The organism is Alsobacter sp. KACC 23698 (genome assembly GCF_045348435.1).
In the GTDB taxonomy this organism is placed as follows: domain Bacteria; phylum Pseudomonadota; class Alphaproteobacteria; order Rhizobiales; family Beijerinckiaceae; genus Alsobacter.
Map to the genome: position 1 here is coordinate 1216780 of NZ_CP157484.1, position 21570 is coordinate 1238349.

The following is a 21570-nucleotide window of genomic DNA, read 5'->3' on the forward strand; positions in this document are numbered from 1 at the left end:
TCGCTGTCCGCCCCCCGAGCGGCGCAGGCGACGAGTGGGCCAGGCGCGCCCCTCAAGGCTCGATCAAGACGTACGTCCAAAGGACGGTTGGCGTCCGCTGCCGGTCGGATAATGATGAGATCTTGCGGCGGACGCGGATCGCGGCGGGGCCATAAGCCGGGATGGGGTCGGGGCGCATCGGTCCGCCCGTCTGTAAGCGACGCTCAGCTTTGCGCATGCCTTTTTACGCTCAGAAGGACCGGCGAACCATGACTACGATCACAACCGCCATCGTCGCCTGTTCCCTGCTCGGCTGGTTTCAACAGGGTTTGACGTTTCCGGCCGGCCCGATGGAGTTCGGAGCGCCCTTGCCCGGGTTCGCCGCCCAAAGCGGCGGGGGCAATGGCAATGGCAATGGAAATGGCAATGTGGGCAACGGCAACGGCAACGGCAATGTGGGCAACGGTAATGGCAACGGCAATGCCGGAAACAATAATGGAAATGGCAATGTCGGCAACGGCAACGGCAACGGCTTCGCCTCTGACAACAACGGCAATGGGCCATTGGCCGGTGCGGAGGCGTGGTGGAGCGGGCCGGCGGCGTCACAACCGGAATGCGCCACCGCCCCTGGCGGATAGAGCCAGGACCGTGGCGGGGTTGGGGAGAGCCGCTGATGCAAGCGAGGGGCTTAATCAGCCCTCCCGCCGCGATCGGAAACGCGTCTATTCTGGTCCAGGAGAGTTGCTCGCGGAAACGGCGTGGGCGACAGGCGACCGCAAACGGGCGCTTGCAAGGTTTGCGGAGCCGAGCTTGAACATGCGGAGCGCTTTCTCCCCAGCGCTGAAATGCGCGCGGCCGCGGCAACTTGCAAGCCCCGTCACATTGCAACCCACGTCACATTCAACACGCGCGTGGGCCGCTCATGTGTCGGTTTGGCCGAATTGGCAAGAGGATCGCGAAACCTTGCTTGGCGCAGCATGTGGGTCGGTCCGCCGGCAGGGGGACGCATAGGCGCAAACCGAGGTGTTCCAAGCCGGCCAACACGGCCATGAGAGGCCAGCTCCGCCGCTTGGTCACAGGCGCCGTTACGCAAGGGGCGACCCGCACCCGAATACGACCCCGAATACGCTGATGGCTGTTCTTCGCCGTCGCGACGAAGTCTTCCGCATAGATACGTCGGAGCGCTAGCTGGGCGAACACCTCGGCCCGCAGTTGCTGGAAGCGCTCGGAATTGGCCACGGCGCCCCCGCAAGCGCAGTCGAAGGCCTTGGCGCGCCGGAGCGCCTAAACCGTCGGCAAAGCCGCCGGCCCATTGACACACCAGGGTTCCGGCCGGCGCCTCGCGAGCTGCATTCCGCCGCCGACGCCCTGGAGAAGATCACGGGCGTTGGGCCGGTTGGCATTCGCACCCAGGTCGCTCAACATCCTCCCCAGCTGTCGCGAGTGCGATCGGCATCGTGGAATAAATCGCTCCTTCGGACGGTCTTGATCTGTGTGGGACACGAGGTCCCGCGCAACAGACCCGGAGGCGATCATGAGCGGCCCAACCGAACTGACACCTGCGCCCGACGCGGACGGCATTGATCGGCGCGGCTTGCTCGAATGCATGACGTGGGCGGGAACCGGAGCGCTCTGGACGCTCGCGGGTGGCCTGCCCCAGGCCATCGCCCTCGACAAAGCCGTCGCGGCGCAGGCGCCGGCACAGCCCTTCACCTTCCTGCAAATCAGCGATAGCCATATCGGCTTTGACAAGCCGGCCAACCCGGACGCGCTCGACACGCTTCGTGAGGCCATCGATCGGATCAAGGCGCTTCCGAGCAAGCCCGCCTTCATGATCCACACGGGCGACATCAGCCACCTGTCGAAAGACAAGGAGTTCGACGACGCCGAAAAGCTCATTCAGGACGCCGGATTGCCCGTGTTCTACGTGCCCGGCGAGCACGACCTGCTCGATGACGAACAGGGCAAGTCCTATCTGGCGCGCTTCGGCGGCAAGGCGAAGGGAGCCGGCTGGTACAGCTTCGATCTCAACGGCGTTCACTATATCGGCCTGGTCAACGTCGTGAACCTGAAGGCGGGAGGCCTCGGCGCTCTCGGCGCCGACCAATTGCAATGGCTGGAGCAGGACGTCGCGGGGCTGTCCTCCTCGGCCCCGATCGTCGTTTTCGCCCACATCCCGCTGTGGACCATCGCCCCGGAATGGGGATGGGGGACCGCCGACAGCGCGCAAGCCCTTGCCCTGCTCAGACGCTTCGGCTCGGTGACGGTGCTCAACGGGCACATTCACCAGGTCATGCAGAAGGTGGAAGGCAACGTGGCCTTCCACACGGCTCGGTCGACGGCCTTCCCGCAGCCGGCCCCCGGAACGGCCGCGTCGCCCGGTCCCCTGAAGGTTCCGGCAGGCGACTTGCGGAAATATCTGGGCGTCGCGACCGTTGATTTCGTCCGCGTGAACCAGCCGCTCGCCATCATTGACAAGCCGTTGGCCGGCTGAGGCATGGTCGTCATGATTACAAAAAGGATGCGTTTCGCTCCGCTCGGATGCGGGCTCGCCGCCGTCCTGGCCTGGGAGGCGGCGGGAGCGCCCGTGGGCGCCGCCCAGGAGAAGGTGGCCGCCCAGGCGCCCCCGCCGGTCGAGATCACCATCGACAACTTCACATTCACGCCAACGGAGATCACGATCTCCCCCGGCACGACGGTGAGGTGGGTCAATCACGACGACATCCCGCATACGGTGGTGGAGGCGGAGAAGTCGTTCAAGTCGAAGACGCTGGATACCGACGACAGCTTCTCCATGACCTTCAAGTCGACAGGAAGTATTGTCTATTTCTGCTCCCTTCATCCTCACATGACCGGCAAGGTCATCGTGAAATCTGGCTCTTAGACACCGCCGGAGCCTCTGTCATGATGGACGATCCGGACGACGACCGCCATCCATGGTCCGGCGCCGTCGCGACCCTGGGCGTGTGGGCCTGCGCGTTCCTCGGCCTGGTGGCCATGGGCCATCGGGGTCCGCCAGCCCTGAGCGAGCCTACCGTCGTGGTGGCGCCCTGCGGACGGCTTGATCCGGGTGCGGAGGCGATGCGGCCGCCCCGTCACGACTTCCGCTCGACAGAGGAGGTCCGTGCCTCATGAGCGCCGCTGACGTCGCCTGTTCGTCGCCTGCCTTCGCGCCGCGCGGGGCGGCCGGCCTTCCGAGGAGCCCATCGGCGCTCGGGACCTCCGCCGCCCTCATTCATCGCGCCGTGCAGGGCGTCGGGGCGATGGCTCGCCGCTTCGCCGGCGTCCTGCAGGCAAGGACGGCTCCGGCCAGTTCGTCGCCCGACTTCGAGACGGAGGCCCTGCCTCATCTCGACGCCGTCTACAACCTCGCCCGCTATCTCTGCCGCGACCCCGACCGGGCCGAGGACATCGTGCAGGAGGCCTATCTGCGCGCCTTCCGCGGCTGGTCCGAGTTCCGGGGCGGCAGCGTGCGCGCGTGGCTCTTCGCCATCGTGCGCCATTGCCACCTCTCGCTGCGGGAGCGGGACCGGCGGGGCGCGGCGCCGGTCGCAAGCCGAAGCCCGGGCGAGGGCGACGACGGCGAGGACGACCCCGTTCTGGGCCTCCCGGCCGAGGGCGATCCCGAACTCGCCTTGTTGCGCAAGGATGAGGACGCATTGGTCCGCCGAATCCTCGACGTCCTCCCCGACGACGCCCGCGAGATCCTGGTGTTGAGAGACATCGAAGACTGTTCCTACCGCGAGATCGCCGACGTGCTGGGCGTGCCGATCGGCACGGTGATGTCGCGGATCTCGCGCGCACGACGAGCCTTCGCGCGGCGCTGGGCCACCATCATGCAAGGCGCCGCGCGATGACCGATCGGGAGACCTGCTCGCAGTGGCGCCCGCTGCTGGACGCCTTCGCCGACGGCGAACTGGACGCCGCCCATGCGCTCGGATGCGAGGAGCACTTCGAGGCCTGCGCGGCCTGCGCGTCGATGCTGCGCTCCATCCGGGCGACGAGGGCCGCCCTGGCGGCCCCCGGCCTGCGCCACGCGGCGCCGGTCTCTTTGCGCGCCCGGATCGAGGCCGCCCTGGCAGCCGAACGGTCCGGATCGACGGCGGGGAGGCGGCGTTCCCCGCCTGCCGCCGGCACCTGGCGTGCGGGCCTCGGGCGCTGGTCGCTGGCCTCGTCCGCGGGCCTCCTGGCCGCCAGCCTGTTGGTCATGACGCTGACATGGCGCGCGGTCCCGGGGCTCGAGGCCGGACTCGTCGAGAGCCATGTCCGCTCTCTGCAGGTGAGCCATCTCACCGACGTCGCCACGTCCGACCAGCACACGGTCAAGCCGTGGTTCAACGGCAAGGTCGACTTCGCTCCGCCCGTCGTCGACCTGAGCGGGCAGGGGTTCCCGCTGGCGGGAGGGCGCCTCGACTATGTCGCGGGGCGTCCTGTCGCGGCGCTCGTCTATCGCCGGAACGGCCATCTCATCAACCTCTTTATCTGGCCGGCTTCGGACGCCCAACGCCGCACGGTCCATCGGGATGGATACAACCTGCTGGGCTGGGCCCATGCCGGCCTCGCGTTCTGGGCCGTGTCGGATCTCGGCGCGAACGAGCTGAGCCGCTTCCGGCAGGCGTTCGAGGAGACGGACCCGGACAATCCCAAGCCGCCGCCTAGGTGAACGGGCGTCGATCTGGCGGAAGCCGTTACGCCGCGACGGAGCCAGGCCGGCCGGACATCCTGTCGCCCTTGGCGCTTTGAGCTTGAAGGCCGTGCGCTTGGGCGCGACATTCAGGTTTCGACGATCGAAAACGCTGCGTGGGGGACAGAAGAGGGAGACAGTCATGAGCCAAGCTGTGATCTACGGCCCCGACTACAGCACCTATGTCCGCACCGTACGGCTCTGTTTTGAAGAGAAGGGCGCGCCCTACGAGCTGGCGCCGGTTCATATTCTCGGCGGCGAGGCTCAGGACCCCGCCTATCTTCGCAAGCACCCCTTCGCGAAGGTCCCCGCCTTCCAGCATGACGGGCTGGAGCTTTACGAGACGGATGCGATTGCGCGCTACGTCGACGCCGTGTTCCCCGGAAAGGCGCTTCAGCCTGCCGACGCGAAGGCGGCGGCGCGCATGAACCAGGCGGTCAGCATCGTGAACTCCTACGCCTATGGGGCGATCGTGGGGAAGCTCGCGTGGCAGCGCCTGATCGTGCCTATGATGGGCGGCGCGGCGGACGAGAGCGTGATCGAGGCGTCAAAACCGATGGTGAGCCGCTGCCTGTCCGAGTTCGAACGGATCCGGGGCAACGACCGCTACCTGGCCGGGTCCGAGATCACGCTGGCGGACCTCTTCCTGGCGCCGATCTTCGCCTACTTTGTCATGACGCCGGAGGCGGCCGACCTCCTGGCCGACCACCCCGGGCTTCAGCATTGGTGGAGCGAGATCAGCGCCCGACCGTCCATGCAGGCCACCGCGCCGAAGATGGGCTAACGGCTTCTGCCCATCCTCCAGCAGCGTGACCATCTCGCTCCGAAGCGGCGAAGACGCCTTCAAACCGAGGCGGCCCTGGGGGCGTCGACATGCAAAGCAGCCTGGCTCCAGGCGGCTTGGCCACCTCAGCGGCGACGTTTCAGCCAGCATCATTCCGCCACGATGGAAGCGTGATAGTGCTTAGCACTCTCCCGTTCTGAGTGCCAAAGTTGTGCTCGGCAGCCGTCTGCGCCCCTCGTTCGATGAAGGACAACGCTATGAAGTTCCGTCCCCTGCACGACCGCGTCGTCGTCCGCCGCCTCGAGTCGGAGGAGAAGACCAAGGGCGGCATCATCATTCCCGACTCCGCCAAGGAGAAGCCCCAGGAGGGCGAGATCGTGGCGGCTGGTCCCGGCGCCCGTGACGAGAGCGGCAAGCTCGTCGCCCTCGACGTGAAGGCCGGCGACCGCGTGCTGTTCGGCAAGTGGTCCGGCGCCGAGGTCAAGATCGACGGTCAGGACCTCCTGATCATGAAGGAGTCCGACATCATGGGCGTCGTCGCCTGATCGGACTGCCTCTACCCGCCCTTTCCTGAATCCCATTCAAGGAGCATGACGTCATGGCTGCCAAAGACGTTCGCTTTTCTTCTGACGCCCGCGAGAAGATGCTGCGCGGCGTGGACATCCTCGCCAACGCCGTGAAGGTGACGCTCGGTCCCAAGGGCCGCAACGTCGTCATCGAGAAGAGCTTCGGCGCTCCCCGCATCACCAAGGACGGCGTCACCGTCGCCAAGGAGATCGAGCTTGAGGACAAGTTCGAGAACATGGGCGCCCAGATGGTGCGCGAAGTGGCCTCAAAGGCGAGCGACGTCGCCGGCGACGGCACGACGACCGCGACCGTGCTGGCGCACGCGATCGTCAAGGAAGGCGCCAAGGCCGTCGCGGCCGGCATGAACCCGATGGACCTGAAGCGCGGCGTCGATCTCGCCGTGACCGCGGCCCTCGAGGACATCAAGAACCGCGCCCGCAAGGTCGCGTCCTCCGCCGAGGTCGCCCAGGTCGGCACCATCTCGGCCAACGGCGACACCGCCATCGGCGAGATGATCGCCCAGGCGATGCAGAAGGTCGGCAATGAGGGCGTGATCACGGTCGAGGAGGCCAAGACGGCCGAGACCGAGCTCGACGTCGTCGAGGGCATGCAGTTCGACCGCGGCTACCTCTCCCCGTACTTCATCACGAATGCGGAGAAGATGGTCGCCGAGCTCGAGGACCCCTACATCCTCATCCACGAGAAGAAGCTGTCGTCGCTGCAGGCGATGCTGCCGATCCTCGAGGCCGTGGTGCAGACCGGCAAGCCGCTCCTCATCATCGCCGAGGACATCGAGGGCGAGGCTCTCGCCACCCTGGTGGTCAACAAGCTGCGCGGCGGCCTCAAGGTCGCGGCCGTGAAGGCTCCGGGCTTCGGCGACCGCCGCAAGGCGATGCTGGAGGACATCTCGATCCTCACCGCCGGCCAGATGATCGCCGAGGACCTCGGCATCAAGCTGGAGTCGGTCACCCTCAACATGCTGGGCCGCGCCAAGCGGGTCCGCATCGAGAAGGAGAACACCACGATCGTCGACGGCGCCGGCGAGCGCTCCGACATCGAGGCGCGCGTCAACCAGATCAAGGCGCAGATCGAGGAGACCACCTCCGACTACGACCGTGAGAAGCTCCAGGAGCGCCTGGCCAAGCTCGCGGGCGGCGTCGCGGTGATCCGCGTCGGCGGCGCGACCGAGGTCGAGGTGAAGGAGAAGAAGGACCGCGTGGACGACGCGCTCAACGCCACCCGCGCTGCGGTGGAAGAGGGCATCGTTCCCGGCGGCGGCACCGCGCTGCTGCGCGCCAAGGGCGCCGTCTCCAAGCTGAAGTCCGACAACCCGGACGTCCAGGCCGGCATCAACATCGTGATGAAGGCCCTCGAGGCGCCCCTGCGCCAGATCGTCGAGAACGCTGGCGTCGAAGGCTCCATCGTGGTCGGCAAGATCGGCGAGAACCCGTCCGAGACCTTCGGCTTCAACGCCCAGACCGAGAAGTACGTGGACATGCTTGAGGCCGGCATCGTCGATCCGGCGAAGGTCGTCCGCACGGCTTTGCAGAACGCGGCGTCGGTGGCGAGTCTTCTGGTCACCACCGAAGCGATGGTGGCTGAAAAGCCCAGCAAAGAGGCGTCCGCCGCCATGCCTGGGGGCGGGGGCATGGGCGGCATGGGCTTCTAGCGGGCGAGGGGAGCGCGGGAACCTGCTCGGTCTCCCCGCGCTCACCAAGGCTTCGGATTCAGAGCGAAGCCGCGATGCTCAGGCGGCCTGGATCTTGGGGACCGGTGCAGCGTTCCGCAAGCCAGGATCACCCCGCCGTTGCCCTTGCCGCCGACCCTCGCGAAACGGACGGCGTCCGAGCAAGCGCCTTCCTGCGTCGGCTCGCTCGGCAGCCCTTCACGAGCCTGCATCGAGATCATGCCAGGTCAGGTCGTGGGGCAGTGATGTTGCGGTCTAGGATCACTGTCGCCCAAACCCGTTCTGGCTGGCGCCGGCAAGGCCCGCCTGGGCAGCGCTCCACTCCTATGGACAGCGCTCCACTGGCCTCGGTCGAGCCGCCGACCCGACCTCGCTCGGTCTGGACTCTCACGCTCACGGCGCGCGGCTGAAAGCGGCCCGGCTCGGAGCTCGTTCTGCCTGGCCGGCCTTTGCGGGCTACCAAGCCCGCTGGAGTAGACCCCGGCGGCGCTCCGACGGGGGCAAAGCGCGGTGAGCCGCGGCGCGACTGAGCGGCCTCGGGCCATACACGGGGTGCAGTCCGCCCGCCGAGCGAAGACGGTGCCGACGCCGACGATGGCTGCGCGCGAACGGCGCCTGGTCGGGCCTGCAACGGCATGGCCACGCCGGCGCGGCCATGCTAACGGAGGGTTGAAGGAAGCCGTCTCGCCGATGGAGCTCTCCCTCGCATCGGAGCATGCCGGCCTTTGATGGGCTCAGTTTCGCCCCTGCGCCTTTTGGCGGACTTGCGCCGGGCGGACCTTCGCGTGCTGAAGGTCGCTTCAGTTCTGGTCCCGCTGGCTTTCTTCGCCTTCGGCGCCGGGCAGAGCTATCATCAGCGCCTGCGCGAGGCCGCGCAGTCGGTCGAGCGAACGGTCGACATCCTGGATCAGCAGGCACGACGCGTCTTTGAGGTGCAAGATCTCATTCTGCAGCAGACCGACGACCGCGTCGCCGCGATGACGTGGGACGAGATCGGCTCCTCCGAGACGCTGCATCAATGGCTGAAAGCGATGGACGACCGCGTCGCCCAGATCGACGTAGTCTGGCTGATCGACCCTCAGGGGCATGGGCGCATTCCAGCCGCTTCTTCCCCGCTCCCGCAACCTCCCGGGTGGCGGACCGCGATTATTTCGGGGCGCTGCAGTCCGGAGCCGCCGGTCTTGTCTTCGGCGAGCCTCGACCGGGCCGCACCACTATCGGTCACGTGTTCTTGAACGTGGCGCGCCGCCGCGCCGGGCCCACGGGAGCTTTCGACGGCGTCATTGTCGCTTCCTTAGGGCCTGAATTCTTCGCCAACGCGTTCAAGGGCCTCGTCGTCAGCCCTGACGACGCGATCTCCTTCATCCGGGAGGACGGCGCCATGCTGGCGCGTGGGCCGCAGCCGCTACGCCAGCCCGTCCAGCTGGCCCCTGACAGCGGGCCCCTCGCCAATCTGCATCAGGGCGAAATGAACGCGATCTGGAGCTGCGACGGGTCGCCCCGGACCAGCCAGAGGTCCTCGGGAAGGTCATACTGGATCGCAATATCGCCGCGCAGCGACTGGCCCAGCACCCTCAACCTGCCCCGGGCCGAGATCGACGCCCGGGTGGCCCCCACGCCCACAAGCGGCGACCAGCGCCCCGCCGCCGCCCGGCGCCGCGTGCTCCTGGTCGAAGACAACCTGCCGGTGGCCGAGGTTGGCCGCGCCATCTTGGTCGAGCGCGGCCACGCCGTGACGGTCTGCGCCAATGCCCGCGACGCCTTGGCGCTCCTGGCGCAAGGCGCCTATGACGTGGTCCGTTCCGATCGTGTCATGCCCGGAGCCATGAACGGCCTCGATTTGGCGCGCGCCGTCGCGGCCCGTCACGCCGGCCTGCCGATCGTGCTGATGACCGGCTACAGCGAGGCCGCCAACAGGGCCATAGCGGAGGGCTTCACCCTGTTGCTGAAGCCCTACGAACCGTTGGCTCTGGCCAAAGCCGTCGAAAGCGCGGGCGCGCCGGAAAGCGAAAGCGCGACTTAGGACAGGCGGCCTGCGTGACAGGCCTTGAGGACCTGGGGCGCGTAGGCCGAGGTCGAGCAGAGAGCGGCAGCCTTGTCGACATGGTCCGATGCGGACATGCGGTCTCATCCCACACCAGAGGAAGGTTTCAAGGCTGCGCCCAGAGCCGTTTCACCGCCTTGATCCAGGGGCGGGCGACCGAGGTCCGTTGCTGTCCCTGGTCGGGCGGAGCCGCTTGGCTTGGCGCCGGACCACAGCTGGCTCGTCCGGTTTGAAGGACGTCATGATCTTGTTCGTCTGACTGTCGGAACCAGACGCCGCCATCGCCATTGAATCGGTATTCCGCAGTGGAAGACCTCACGTAAGCCCCGCAGCATCAGCCCCCCGCTGCGGGGCTTTCTGATGCCGTGTTGCGAGATGAAAATAACTGCCCGTTCTCGTGGCCCCCGCCGTGCCGCTTTGGACATTCTCAGCAATCCCGACTTCCACCAGCTCTCAGTAGAGGGCTCCTCTCATGGCGACACACCGGCTACTGCGCGGCAGATATTGGTAGACCAACCAATTGAGCTATTTCTATATCCATCATACAGTGGTCAAAATCAAGCCGAGGGGCGCCATGAGTAGCCTGCGTGCCTATGAGATCTACACTCACATGGAGGGGGCCCCCTTCGTCCTTGTAAGGTTGTATGCCTCGACAGACGAACTCGCCGTTCAAACCGCCCTCAGGTTTCTTCGTGAACGGAAAGCGGCCGGTGTCATTGCGCCTGACCAACTGGTCTGGATGACGGGACCCGACGCACGAAATGTCATGCCGTGCCGCAGCATCGCCGAGTCGCTCACATCCAGCCCCCATTTGAACTAAAGGGGGCCGCTGTTCACGCGCCGTGCGCGGGATCGCGCTGTCCTGGCAAGCCACAGGAACGCGAACGACCGCCGGTCCAACTCCGGCGGCCGCCCGACCTCTCCTCGCAGGATCATGGTGCCCGGCCCCGCGCTGGATGGCGAGAGAGGGCTGCGTTGATCCTCGCTTTCCACAGGCGAGTGAGGCGCAAAACGGGTCGGCCCCGTCGCGAAACGGGGCCGACCTGCTTACCCGATTCAGGAGAGGGACCATGAGTCCTCTGGCCTGAGGCTTGGGTCCGCATGGTTTACAACGGCTTCCCCAAAAGGCCGAGCCGCTGCTTGCGAACGACGGCCGACCTGGTCCGGGCCGACCGTGACTGGAACGACTATGTGGTGAACGCCGTCACGCAATTCGCTCATTCGGCATCCAGCCGCAGGGAAACGTCACACAGGCCAAAGCGGCCTGGTTGCCAGCCGCACTGGCTGCGGCTCGTCCGCAATCCGCGACGACCACCGGTTGCCGCGCTTCGGGCGATAGCCGGGTCGGTTTGGTCGGGTAAACGGGACGGCGGCGGACCATGTCTTTCGGCCGCACGTGACTGGTGGCGCCGCAAACGCCATGACCGCTCAGCTTTGCAGACTGCCAGTCGTGCGGCGTTCGTGCATTCCTGCACACGTCGTCGGCTGACTTTGCGGCAATATGGTCGCTCAGCAATCGATGAGGCGACGAAAATGAGTGCGCACGCTTTCAATCTTGGTGAGCCGCTCGGCCCTGGAGCCATCAAGACCGCGCTTCGCGCCACCCGGCCCGCCCTCGCCACGGCCGTCGTGTTCAGCTTTTTCATCAACGTCCTGGCCCTCGCCGGGCCGCTCTACATGCTGCAGGTCTATGACCGCGTGCTGTCCAGCCGCAGCCTGAGCACCCTGGTCGCGCTGACCGTCATCCTGGCTTTCGTCTACGCGGTGTCGTCGGCGCTGGAGATGCTGCGGTCCAAGATCCTCGTCCGGGCCGGCGTCAAGTTCGACAAGGTCGCCAATCCGGACGTGTTCCGCGGCGTGCAGCGCGCGACGATCATCCAGCCGAGCCCGCGGCATGTTCAGTCGCTGCGCGACGTCGACACCATCCGCGAGTTCTTCACGGGCAGCGGCCTGCTGGCTTTCTGCGACTTCCCGTGGGTGCCCGTCTATGTGATCGCGGCCTTCGCGCTGAACCCGATCTATGGCTGGCTCGCCGTCGGCGGCAGCGTCATCACCTTCGGGCTGGCGCTGGCCAACGAGTACTCCACCAAGAGCAGCCTCGACCAGGCGTCGCGCAACGCCATGGCGGCGAACAACCACGCCGTGGCGACGTTCCGCAACGCGGAAGTCCTGCAGGCGATGGGCATGATCGAGGCGCTCCGCTCGCGCTGGTCGAAGCACCACGAGGCCACCCTCGGCTGGCAGGCCGCGGCCAGCAACAAAGCGGGCGTGCTGATCGCCCTCACCAAGTTCAACCGCACGCTGCTGCAGAGCCTGATCCTGGGCGTCGGCGCCTATCTGGTGATCGAGCGCGAGGTGTCGCCCGGCATGATGATCGCGGCGTCGATCATCATCGGCAAGGCGCTGGCCCCGGTGGAGATCGCGATCGGCAACTGGAAGGGCTTCGTCTCGATGCGCGAGGCCTACCGCCGCGTCAACGGCCTCTTGGAGAAGGTGCCGGAGCCGTCCAAGCGCCTGCGCCTGCCCACCCCCGCCGGCACCGTCACGCTGGAGAACGTCCATGCGCGCGCGCCCGGACGCGAGACCCTGGTGCTGCGCAACGTCTCCCTCACGCTTCCCGCCGGCGCGGTGCTGGGCGTGGTCGGCGCGTCGGCCGCCGGCAAGTCGAGCCTGGCGCGGGTGATGGTCGGCGTGTGGCCGGTCGCGGGCGGCACGGTCCGCCTCGACGGCGCGGACCTCAACCACTGGGATCCGAACGACCTCGGCCGCCATATCGGCTACCTGCCGCAGGACGTCGAATTGTTCTCCGGCACCATCGCCGAGAACATCAGCCGCTTCGACGAGGCGGCGACGCAGGACGACATCATCCGGGCCTCCACGCTGGCCGGGGTGCACGACCTCGTGCAGAAGCTGCCGGACGGCTACAACACCCATATCGGCGACGGCGGGCAGGCCCTCTCGGGCGGCCAGCGCCAACGCATCGGGCTGGCCCGCGCCATCTACGGCATGCCGGCGGTGATCGTGCTCGACGAGCCCAACGCCAATCTCGACTCCGTCGGCGAGCAGGCGCTGGTGCAGGCCGTGGCCGCCATGAGGCAGGCCCGCCGCACGGTGGTGATCGTCACCCATAAGACCAACATCCTGGGGATGGTCGATTATGTGCTCGTGATGAACGAGGGCGCCGTCCAGCTCGCCGGTCCGCGCGACGAGGCGCTGGCCGCCATCATGGGTCCGCGCGTCGTGGCGGGGTCGCCAGCGCGAGACTCGGCGGCCGCTGAAACGAGGGCGCCGTCGCTGGAGAAACGCGGCGGCGCTGCCACGGCCGCCTGAGCGCAGGTTCGTCCAGGCTCGTCCAAGAATACGATCAGCTGCCAGAGGAGAGAGACATGAGCGTCATCGAGGCGCCTCCGGCGTCCAGCGACTTTCGCAATCTTGCGATCGCCGGCTATGTGGTGATCGCGACCTGCATCGGCGGCCTGTTCCTGTGGGCCGGGCTCACCAAGCTCGACAGCGCCGTCGTGGCGAACGCGTCGGTGTCGCTGGATTCGCGCCGCAAGGTCATGCAGCACCTGGAAGGCGGCATGATCAAACAGATCGCCGTCAAGGAGGGCCAGCTCGTGCAGGAGGGCGAGGTGCTGGTCCGCCTCGACGACACGCAGGCCCGCGCCAGCCTCGACCTGGTGCGCAACCAGCTCGACGCGGTGATCGCCCAGGAGGCCCGCCTCATCGCCGAGCGCGACCGGGCCGCGGAGATCGCCTACCCGGCTGAGCTGAGCAGCCGGGACTCGTCGCCCAGCGTCCGCAAGATCATCGACGACCAGAACGCCCAGTTCCGCGAGCGTCGCAACTCGCTGCGCAGCCAGATCGACGTGCTGCAGAGCCGGGTGCACCAGCTTGAGACCGAGATCGAGGGGCTGAAGCGCGAGGGCGCGGCGGCCGAGCAGCAGCTCTTCTTCATCAATGACGAGCTCGTGGGCGTGCGCGACCTGGCCGACAAGGGGCTGGTGGCCAAGACCCGCCGCAACGCGCTGGAGCGCGAGAAGGCCCGCCTCGACGGCGTCATCGGCCGCAACCAGATCGACGAGTCGAAGGCCCGCAACAACATCAATGAAGTGCGGCTGCAGGTGAACCAGCTGCAGCAGAAGCTGCAGGAGGACGTGGCGGCCTCCATGCAGGAGACGCGGCAGAAGATGTCCGACCTGCGCGAGAAAATCCGCGTGTCCGAGGACGTCCTGCGCCGGACCGAGCTGACCGCGCCGCGGGCCGGCATCGTCCAGAACGTCAAGATCAGCACCATCGGGCAGGTCCTGCGCCCGGGCGAGTCGCTGCTGGAGATCGTGCCCACGGACGACCAGCTCGTCGTGGAGGCGCAGGTGCCGGTCACCGACGTCGACCGGCTGCAGACCGGCCAGGCCGCCGAGATCCGCTTCCCGAACTTCCACTCCCGCACGACGCCCACCATCATGGGCCAGATCCGCAGCCTGTCGCGCGACCGGTTGGTCGACGAGACGTCGCACCAGCCCTACTTCCTGGCGCAGGTGGCCGTGTCGGACACCGACATCCCCGAGGAGATGAAGGCGCGCCTCAGGGCCGGCATGCCGGCCGAGGTCGTGTTCCCGTCGGGCGAGCGCACCGCGCTGGAATACATGATCCATCCTCTCAAGGAGGCGTTCGCCAAGGGCTTCCGCGAGCGTTGACGAAGACTCGAGCGGCGTCTCGGTGATTTGGAACGAGAGCTCCAGTAGCACATTCGTCGGGTCGAACTTGAAACTGAGCACAGTGACTGGGCTCACGGAAACAGTTACAGATAACACGGCCTTCGATTTTGTCGCGCGACGGGAACAGAGGATAAGGCGACGCTGGAGCTGCGCGATGTCACGTTCAATGTCGCGACGAAATTCGTTTCCGTTGGCGGGTTGAGCACTGACCTTGGCGCAGTCGGAAGATCCGGCGACCGCGGGCGGGCGACGCCTCCACAATCACGGGCTGATCTCTCCGGCTTGGACCATCGCTGCGACCCGCGAGGGGACCCTCAATCGGGGCGCGACGCCAGCGTGTTCACATCGCTGGCTCATCTCGATGCGTCGCATCACCAGGGCGACATGCCCTTCACCGTCGATGTGGGCACGCGCTGACCCGGCCCTTGACGACCCTGCCCTTGGCGGAAGGCGTCAACGCCAGCACGCTCCAAGCCGGCAATGGCCTGCCGGACCCGATCCAGTTCACCGCCGACAACGTCTCGACTTTCGGCAAGCTCACCACGGTGGTCAATTTCAACCAGAACGCCGAGGACAAACTGGATCTCAAGGCCTTCGCGCTTGGAGCCGACACGACTGTCGGCACAACCGGAGCGACCCTGACCGGCGATACCGCCGGCTTCTTCACCGGCGCCAACCGGGTCGTTCTCAACGACGCCACCGACACCATCGATGTCGACGTCAACAAGGACGGCAACTTCAGCGCCGCCACCGACCTGGCGGTAAGGACCACCGGGGTGACAGCGGCCGGCTTTACTGCGGCGGACCTCGTCCTGACCGAAAACGCGCTGCATGGCCCAACGAAACTTGCTCGCCAGATGATAGGGAGGGATCGGCATCAGCCGATCCCTCCCTACGCGCGCTACGTTTTTAAACCCAGTGATGGCCTGAGGTCACCCAGGAGCCGCTGAAGGCGTGTACGCCCGCCAAGGTCACAGTTCCCGCAATCTGCAGTTCGTCGTCAATGGGTTCGAGCATGAAGATCACATAGCCGTTGGATTAATAGGCGGCGGCGTAGATCTCGCCCTTCAAGTCGAGGCGATCGCCGTCATTGGCGTTGAATCGACTACCACATTGTCCCCGGGCGTGATCCGCATCGCGGCGCCTGTCACGTCGAGGACCGTGTAGGAGGGGTCAGACACAAACCTATCCGCCCCCGCGTCGCCCCATAGCAGATCGTCGCCGCCATCGCCGTTCAGGGCGTCGTCGCCCGGACCGCCATGCATTTCGTTAGGCCCGGGCATGAAATGGCGTTGTATTCAGAGGGGAGTCCGGCCTGAGGCAGCCGCGCGTCGCCATGCAGGTCGTCATTGCCGGCGTCGCCGGAAAGCACGTCGGCGTAGTTCGTGCCGGGGTAGACATGCGCGACGTAATTGGAGCCGCCCCAGATGTGGTCGTCGCCGTCGCCGCCGTGCAACTGGTCGGTTTGCCACTGTCCATCAAGCACGTCGTCGCCGGCGTCGCCCCAGATGAAATCGAATCCCCCGCCGCGCAAAAGCGTGTCGTCGCCCTCGCGCCCAAAAACGAAGTCCGGGGACCCGCCGCCGTCGATGACGTTGGCCTGAGCGTCGCCGTAGAGGACGTCTGTAAACCGGCTGCCGATGACCTGCTCGACTCCCATGAAGCTGTCGGAGGCCGCCCACCCGGTTCCCAAGGCCGCATCGGCGAGGTCGATGGTGACGCCCAAGTCGTAACGGCCGACCGAGGCGATGCTGGGCGCATTGTCGTAGCTCACGGTATCGGCGGCTCCCACGCCGATGAAACTCTCCGGCTGGCTGGTCGCATGGACCAAGTTCTAAAAGTAGACCTGCGTCGCGAGCGCCATGATCAGCCCCTTTGAGAACGTGGCCCGTCGCCTGCACGGCTCAGCGCTGGCCTCTCAACCACGGCCACAATCTCTTGAAACGCGCGCGCAGCCGGGCTTGTTCACCGGCCGCGTTATTTCTGCCGGCAGACGGGTCGCGATATCGGTGGCGCGACCGCTTGCGACGGTCGGGAGCGCGCGAGGCTTGCCGCATGCCGAGATTCTTGGCCGGGCTGTTGCGGAGACTTTGGATGCGCCGGCGCGCAAGCGGCCGCCGGTTTCCATCGAGCGCAGCATTGCTGGCGAACAAAGGGTTTCCCGGTTTGTTATCCTTCTCGGCGCGCCCGCAGCCTGGACAGGGATTCTCGCGAGCATCGCCAAAGTGCGCGACTCCCATCAGATTTTAGTACGCGCCTCGGTGGGCTTCCGTCCTGTTTGTCGGCGGCCCGCCCCCGAGACTGCATCCGCTCGTATCGTTCGGCCACCGAAGCGGAGTGTCGGGGAGCCGGCCCAACGAGCACTGCGGAACGCGCACTAACGGATTGAAGGCGCGTACTGGATCCCTCCCTGGCTCCAAAGACGGTTCAGCCCGCGGGGCAGACCCACAGGGCTGCCAGGCCCAAGGTTTCGGTCGAAGGACTCGCCATAATTGCCTACGTGGCGAACAATCCGCGCCACCCAATCCTTCGAAAGGCCGATCGTCTCGCCCAGGTTCGCCTCCGTCCCCAAAAGCCGACGAATGTTCGGATTCTCGGACTTCAGCATGGCGTCGACGTTAGCCTGCGTGACGCCCAGCTCTTCCGCATCGAGCCACGCGAACAGGGTCCAGCGAACCAGCGTGAGCCAGCTCTCATCCCCGCGGCGGACCCAGGGACCGAGCGGCTCTTTCGATATCGCTTCGGGCAGAATCACATGGTCGCCGGGCTGGGCCATTTTGAGCCTCAAGGCGGCAAGCTGCGACATGTCCGTCGACAGCGCGTCGCAGCGCCCGGTCTCATAGGCCTGGGTCACGTCGTCGATGGCCTGGAACGTGACCGGCTTGAAGCGCAGGTTGTTGGTGCGGGCGTAGTCGCCGAGATTGAGCTCGTTGGTGGTCCCCTGAGCGACGCAGACCGAGGCGCCGTCGAGATCCTTCACGCTGTTGAGCTTCATCGACTTGCGGACCAGGAAGCCCTGGCCGTCGTAGTAGTTCACGGCGGCGAAAATCACGCCTTGCCCCGCGTCGCGCGCCAAGGTCCAGGTCGTGGTGCGCGGAAGCACGTCGACATCCCCGCTCAGCAGCGCGATCAGCCGATCCTTGCTGGACAGAGAGACGTATCGAACCTTGTCGGGATCGTTGAAGATCGCCGACGATAATGCGCGGCAGAAGTCCGTGTCGAACCCCTTCCACTTTCCGGCCGCATCCGGGAGCGAGAAGCCCGGAACGCCTTGGCTCGTCCCGCACACCAACTCACCGCGCGCCTTCACCTTGTCCAGCGTCGCCTGGGCTCCGGCGGGCGCGGCGCCCACAGCGAGGCAGCTCGCGGCGAAGACGGCGGTCAAAAACCCTCTCATGCTTCACTCCCTTGTTTTCTTAGGTTTTCATTCTGTCTGGCAGCCGCGAGCACAGCGATCAGGCTCGTGGCCGCATCCGCGATGTGGGCCGCCAACGCCCGGCAGGCGTCGTCCACGGCGCGGTCTCGGCAGAGCCGCAGAAGAGCCCTGTGCTCGGCCTGCATCTGGTCCCGGTGACCCATGACCCGGGCCGGCACAGGCAGGTGCCGGTAGGCGTTGAGGTACATCTTGCGGGCGAGGGCCACCGCCTGCGGCCGTTGCGCAGGGCGATAGAGCGTGACGTGGAAAGCCCAGTTCAGGTCCGACCATTGCTCCGGCGCAGCGCCGTCGAGCTCGGCCAGAAGCGCGTCGGCTCGGGCGAAGTCCGGTTCGGCGAGCTCGGGGAGCGAAAGGCGCAGCAACCACGTCTCCAGCTGGGCGCGGATCTCATAGGCCTCCCGCAGCTCGTCAACGGAGAGCCGGGTGACGACAGCTCCTTTGTGCGACACCAGGCGGACCAGTCCTTCGGCCTCAAGCTGGTTGAGGGCCTCCCGCACCGGCACCCGGCTCACGCCCAACTCCTCGGCGAGCCTCTCCTGGCGCAGCGGCTCGCCTCCTGAGATGGCGCCCGACAGGATGCGTTCGCGCAGGGCGTCGAGCACCTGCGCCGCCGCCGTACTCCGCTCCAGCTTTTTGAACGTAGCCATGGATGCTCATTGGCGTGTCGGTTTGGATCCAATATACGCTTTGTGTGGGGTTCGGAAGAGGCTTGCGATGATCCTGATCACCAACAACGAAGGCACCCAAGGCGCGCCGGTCACGGCGGAGCTGCTCTCCCAGGGCGCGTCGGCGCTCGACGCCATCGAAGCCGGTGTTCGCGCGGTCGAGAGCGACCCGAATGTGCGCACCGTCGGAAAAGGAGGGTGGCCGAACCTCATTGGAGAAATCGAGCTGGACGCCGCGATCATGGACGGCGACACCCTGCGGACCGGATCGGTGGGCGCGCTGAAGGGATTCGCGCACCCCATCAGCGTCGCCCGCGCGGTGCTGGAGCGGCTTCCTCACGAGATGCTGGTGGGAGAGGGCGCGGCCCGCTTCGCGGCGGAGATTGAGGCCGAGCGCGACGACAACCTGTTTCCCGACACGATGGCGCCTTGGGAGACATGGTTCGCCAGTCAGTTGTCCCCCGCCGAGCGAGCCGCCTTTCCGGCGATCTCGCTCGCCGACCACTGCCGGGCCGCGATCGACCCCGAAAAGCCGATGGGCACCACTGTCTTCCTCGCTCTAGACGCGCGCGGATCGCTGGCCGGGGGCGTGTCCACGGCCGGTTGGGCGTTCAAATATCCGGGTCGGCTGGGCGACAGCCCCATCATTGGGGCCGGCATGTATGCCGATTCTGAGTACGGCGCGGCGGCGTGCACCGGCGCCGGCGAGATGGCGATCCGCACATCCGCGGCCCGCTCCGCCGTCCTCTACATGAAAATGGGGATGGGCGTCCGCGAGGCTTTGGACGAGGTCGTGCGCGATCTCTCAAGACTGAAGGGCGGCTTGATCGACCGAATCACGCTGCATGCAGTTGCCCCCAATGGCGAGCACTCGGTCGTGGCGGTGAACGCGCCGAAGCCTTGGTCCTACTGGCTATGGGACGGGGCGGGCTCGCCTCGGACCGTGCAAGCCCACCTGGCCACGAGCCGCTGATCCTATTCCGACTGACGCGGCGAAAAGCAGCAAGTGCTCCTTAGATGACGCTAAAGAGGTCTGCACGCCATGCCGCATTCCCCGCCGCGCCCGCTGACCATTGGCGGGCAGCCTCAGCACAGCGCGCGGCGGCGCCTGGGGTGAGGCGGCTGAGCGGGGGAGCGAGCCGGAGGCTGCGGGGCCGAAGAATGAGGAGAACTCCTGACTCGCGCAGCGGGGCGTTCCATCATTCATTGCTTCATCCGCCGGTGCAGGGGGTCCGCATTGCAAAGCCTTTGGATGATTTGGCTCGATCGGCCCGCCGTCGTCGTGTCCGGCGAGCCCTTTGTCATGGCGGGCAAACAACTGCCCTGGACCCGCTTCAATTTGGCTGAAATCGAAAGCGCGGAATTCCTGTCCGAGGCAGAGTTCCTGCAGCGTTTCTCCCAGTGGGGGCTGCCGGAGACGCCCAAGCCGGCTCGATCCAACGTTCGGCTCAGGTCGCCAGCAGATCCGGCTTTGAGTCACGCTCCGGCGCGCACGACGGCTCTTTCGCCCGCAACAAGCACCGAGCGTGAGCCCGGCCCACACCGCCAAGGCGTTGTCTGAAAGCGGTTTGCTTGCCAATTGGATGTAGCAGTGCTGCTCAGTCGCCTGCGCCCCATGCGCGCCCCAGCGCCGCCGCGATCCGAGGAGCCAGCGCGTGGCAGGCCTCGACCGACTGCGCCATTGAGCTGAACCGCAAGGCCGCCGCATCCTCCGTCCGGCCGAGGTCGACAGACACGCCGAGCCGCCCACAGGACAGCCGCCGTCGCGCCGGTCAGCAAGCCGGTGAGGCTTCTTTTTCACGGCGTGGCGCGACCGCAGGGCAGGGGAGCGGGCGAGCGAAAGGCCCCCCAATGGCGCGCCTCGATCCTTTTGGCCTTGGCCACGGCGCAGAAGTCGCGGCTGGTTTACTGCCGGTGGTGGCGGCGGCAAGGCGGGCGCACGACGTGCAGATTGTCGGGCTCGTCGCCGCCGCCCAGCAGGCGGGGCACGTCTGACGGCTTAGGGCGCTGCACGCCACGGCCTCGGCGGCGCCCAGCGCATTGGGCTTAAGCGTGTGCGAAGTCGTTGCCACATTGCCCAGGTCGACCATCACCACGGTTCAAAGCCGTCTCGCCAAGCCCGGCGCGCCGCACTCCAGGTCGGCCGCCAGCGCCTAAAAAAGTTTGCGACAGTCCACGCCATTCGCGCCCATAACGCTGTTCGCATTGACGATGACTTATCCTAATCAAGGCTGGGCCGACCCGAACTGAGGACCGATGATTCCGATACGCAACTATTGCCATATAAATTTATGCAATGTATCGTGATTGTGCTTGCGTTTGCTGGAGACGACATCGATGTCGGAAGACGATCGAGAACGGATTAGCAAATTGTTGGAGGAAGTGGCTGAATTGTGGAGCAAAGAAGAGGCCGATCGGGCCCACTTTGTTCATCAGAGCCACCCGGCAATACATATTGTGTTAGCGAAAGTTGAGCAACAGGATACACAGCCTTTGGACATGTTTCCGCCGCTGCCACCCCGCACAGTGAACTGAGGAACGCGCACGCACCGCGCGGCCAAAGGGGTTTGCGGGTCGGCTGCTTAAGCCTAAACCCAACATCTTAACTTGGTTTGCTGAGAATGAGGGCGTTAGGGGCCGGGCGCCACCCAGCGATAAAGGCGCGCGCGGGCGCAGGCTGCGTGGCCTGGCAGCGAGGCGTCCTTCGGCCAGGCGGGCCGCTTGATGTCCGGCTTCAGGGTGAGACGTAGGCGCACGGCGCTGTTGCGCGCCGAAACAGCGTCGCTGGACCCGTGCTCGCGGTCGAACCTTGTCGCGACAAATGCTCTCATTGGGTCCGCCAGCCCGACAGAGCGGGTCCCGTTGCCCAGAGCCGCCCTGGAGGCGCATGGACCACAGCCCGCCGCCGCGGCGCGCCAAGGACGCCGCCTTGCGCACGCGGTAGAACCGGAGCGCTCTTGGCCGAAGACAAAGGCCGGGCCATCCTGCCGCCAGTTGTTGGGCGGC

At 66.4% G+C, this 21570-nt stretch carries 23 protein-coding genes; 18 read left to right on the plus strand and 5 right to left on the minus strand.

The annotated features are described in order from the left end of the window. The first annotated feature begins 248 nt into the window (after nt 1–248). The 14 genes from ABEG18_RS05625 to ABEG18_RS05690 all read left to right on the plus strand — a co-directional run bounded on the left by ABEG18_RS05625 (nt 249) and on the right by ABEG18_RS05690 (nt 15413). Complete coding sequence (locus ABEG18_RS05625) at nt 249–617, plus strand: hypothetical protein (RefSeq protein ID WP_406857115.1); 369 nt, start codon at nt 249–251, stop codon at nt 615–617. Between the two features lie 896 nt (nt 618–1513). Beyond that, on the plus strand, nt 1514–2473 hold the full coding sequence (locus ABEG18_RS05630; protein WP_406857116.1) for a metallophosphoesterase family protein: 960 nt from the start codon (nt 1514–1516) through the stop codon (nt 2471–2473). A 27-nt stretch (nt 2474–2500) separates the two neighbouring features. Further along, entirely contained in the window at nt 2501–2863 is a 363-nt protein-coding gene (locus ABEG18_RS05635; RefSeq protein WP_406857117.1) for a cupredoxin family copper-binding protein, read from the plus strand. A 20-nt stretch (nt 2864–2883) separates the two neighbouring features. Further along, a complete protein-coding gene (locus tag ABEG18_RS05640) occupies nt 2884–3114 on the plus strand; it encodes a hypothetical protein (RefSeq protein ID WP_406857118.1) in 231 nt (76 codons plus the stop codon). Next, nucleotides 3111–3836 carry a sigma-70 family RNA polymerase sigma factor gene (locus ABEG18_RS05645; protein WP_406857119.1) on the plus strand — a complete coding sequence of 242 codons (726 nt, stop codon included), beginning with the start codon at nt 3111–3113 and terminating at the stop codon, nt 3834–3836. The genes ABEG18_RS05640 and ABEG18_RS05645 overlap by 4 nt, the downstream gene beginning before the upstream one ends. After that, nucleotides 3833–4642: an anti-sigma factor family protein gene (locus ABEG18_RS05650; protein ID WP_406857120.1), complete on the plus strand. Its 810-nt coding sequence runs from the start codon at nt 3833–3835 to the stop codon at nt 4640–4642. The genes ABEG18_RS05645 and ABEG18_RS05650 overlap by 4 nt, the downstream gene beginning before the upstream one ends. 163 nt (nt 4643–4805) lie before the next feature. Next, nucleotides 4806–5447, plus strand: coding sequence for a glutathione S-transferase family protein (locus ABEG18_RS05655; RefSeq protein ID WP_406857121.1), 642 nt, complete (start codon nt 4806–4808; stop codon nt 5445–5447). A gap of 257 nt (nt 5448–5704) precedes the next feature. Further along, nucleotides 5705–5992 (plus strand): co-chaperone GroES, encoded by a 288-nt coding sequence (gene groES, locus ABEG18_RS05660; RefSeq protein WP_406857122.1) that lies wholly within the window; start codon nt 5705–5707, stop codon nt 5990–5992. Between the two features lie 53 nt (nt 5993–6045). Further along, nucleotides 6046–7683, plus strand: a complete 1638-nt coding sequence (groL, locus tag ABEG18_RS05665; RefSeq protein WP_406857123.1) for a chaperonin GroEL — start codon at nt 6046–6048, stop codon at nt 7681–7683. A gap of 803 nt (nt 7684–8486) precedes the next feature. Further along, the gene (locus ABEG18_RS05670) at nt 8487–8936 is read left to right on the plus strand and encodes a PDC sensor domain-containing protein (RefSeq protein WP_406857124.1); all 450 of its coding nucleotides are present in this window, start codon (nt 8487–8489) and stop codon (nt 8934–8936) included. Nucleotides 8937–8938: 2 nt separating this feature from the next. Then, nucleotides 8939–9724 carry a response regulator gene (locus ABEG18_RS05675; RefSeq protein WP_406857125.1) on the plus strand — a complete coding sequence of 262 codons (786 nt, stop codon included), beginning with the start codon at nt 8939–8941 and terminating at the stop codon, nt 9722–9724. Between the two features lie 1554 nt (nt 9725–11278). Beyond that, on the plus strand, nt 11279–13075 hold the full coding sequence (locus ABEG18_RS05680; protein ID WP_406857126.1) for a type I secretion system permease/ATPase: 1797 nt from the start codon (nt 11279–11281) through the stop codon (nt 13073–13075). Between the two features lie 56 nt (nt 13076–13131). Continuing rightward, nucleotides 13132–14442: an HlyD family type I secretion periplasmic adaptor subunit gene (locus ABEG18_RS05685; RefSeq protein ID WP_406857127.1), complete on the plus strand. Its 1311-nt coding sequence runs from the start codon at nt 13132–13134 to the stop codon at nt 14440–14442. Between the two features lie 446 nt (nt 14443–14888). After that, nucleotides 14889–15413: a hypothetical protein gene (locus tag ABEG18_RS05690; RefSeq protein WP_406857128.1), complete on the plus strand. Its 525-nt coding sequence runs from the start codon at nt 14889–14891 to the stop codon at nt 15411–15413. Nucleotides 15414–15530: 117 nt separating this feature from the next. Here ABEG18_RS05690 and ABEG18_RS05695 read toward each other — a convergent pair whose 3' ends face one another. The 4 genes from ABEG18_RS05695 to ABEG18_RS05710 all read right to left on the minus strand — a co-directional run bounded on the left by ABEG18_RS05695 (nt 15531) and on the right by ABEG18_RS05710 (nt 18546). Then, on the minus strand, nt 15531–15746 hold the full coding sequence (locus ABEG18_RS05695; protein ID WP_406857129.1) for a hypothetical protein: 216 nt from the start codon (nt 15744–15746) through the stop codon (nt 15531–15533). Beyond that, nucleotides 15698–16237: a calcium-binding protein gene (locus ABEG18_RS05700; protein WP_406857130.1), complete on the minus strand. Its 540-nt coding sequence runs from the start codon at nt 16235–16237 to the stop codon at nt 15698–15700. The genes ABEG18_RS05695 and ABEG18_RS05700 overlap by 49 nt, the downstream gene beginning before the upstream one ends. Before the next feature lie 603 nt (nt 16238–16840). After that, the gene (locus tag ABEG18_RS05705) at nt 16841–17860 is read right to left on the minus strand and encodes an amino acid ABC transporter substrate-binding protein (protein WP_406857131.1); all 1020 of its coding nucleotides are present in this window, start codon (nt 17858–17860) and stop codon (nt 16841–16843) included. Continuing rightward, entirely contained in the window at nt 17857–18546 is a 690-nt protein-coding gene (locus ABEG18_RS05710; protein WP_406857132.1) for a GntR family transcriptional regulator, read from the minus strand. Before ABEG18_RS05710 ends, ABEG18_RS05705 begins: the two co-directional genes overlap by 4 nt. Before the next feature lie 67 nt (nt 18547–18613). Between ABEG18_RS05710 and ABEG18_RS05715 the strand changes: the two genes are divergently transcribed. Together ABEG18_RS05715 and ABEG18_RS05720 are read left to right on the plus strand one after the other, a co-directional pair. Continuing rightward, the gene (locus ABEG18_RS05715; protein WP_406857133.1) at nt 18614–19537 is read left to right on the plus strand and encodes a N(4)-(beta-N-acetylglucosaminyl)-L-asparaginase; all 924 of its coding nucleotides are present in this window, start codon (nt 18614–18616) and stop codon (nt 19535–19537) included. A 279-nt stretch (nt 19538–19816) separates the two neighbouring features. Next, complete coding sequence (locus ABEG18_RS05720; RefSeq protein WP_406857134.1) at nt 19817–20125, plus strand: hypothetical protein; 309 nt, start codon at nt 19817–19819, stop codon at nt 20123–20125. Between the two features lie 37 nt (nt 20126–20162). Here ABEG18_RS05720 and ABEG18_RS05725 read toward each other — a convergent pair whose 3' ends face one another. Further along, a complete protein-coding gene (locus tag ABEG18_RS05725; protein ID WP_406857135.1) occupies nt 20163–20300 on the minus strand; it encodes a hypothetical protein in 138 nt (45 codons plus the stop codon). A gap of 115 nt (nt 20301–20415) precedes the next feature. Here ABEG18_RS05725 and ABEG18_RS05730 point away from each other — a divergent pair, with 115 nt between their 5' ends. Both ABEG18_RS05730 and ABEG18_RS05735 read left to right on the plus strand, forming a co-directional pair. Next, nucleotides 20416–20559 (plus strand): hypothetical protein, encoded by a 144-nt coding sequence (locus ABEG18_RS05730; RefSeq protein ID WP_406857136.1) that lies wholly within the window; start codon nt 20416–20418, stop codon nt 20557–20559. Nucleotides 20560–20901: 342 nt separating this feature from the next. Next, nucleotides 20902–21099, plus strand: a complete 198-nt coding sequence (locus tag ABEG18_RS05735) for a hypothetical protein (RefSeq protein WP_406857137.1) — start codon at nt 20902–20904, stop codon at nt 21097–21099. Nucleotides 21100–21570: the final 471 nt, after the last annotated feature.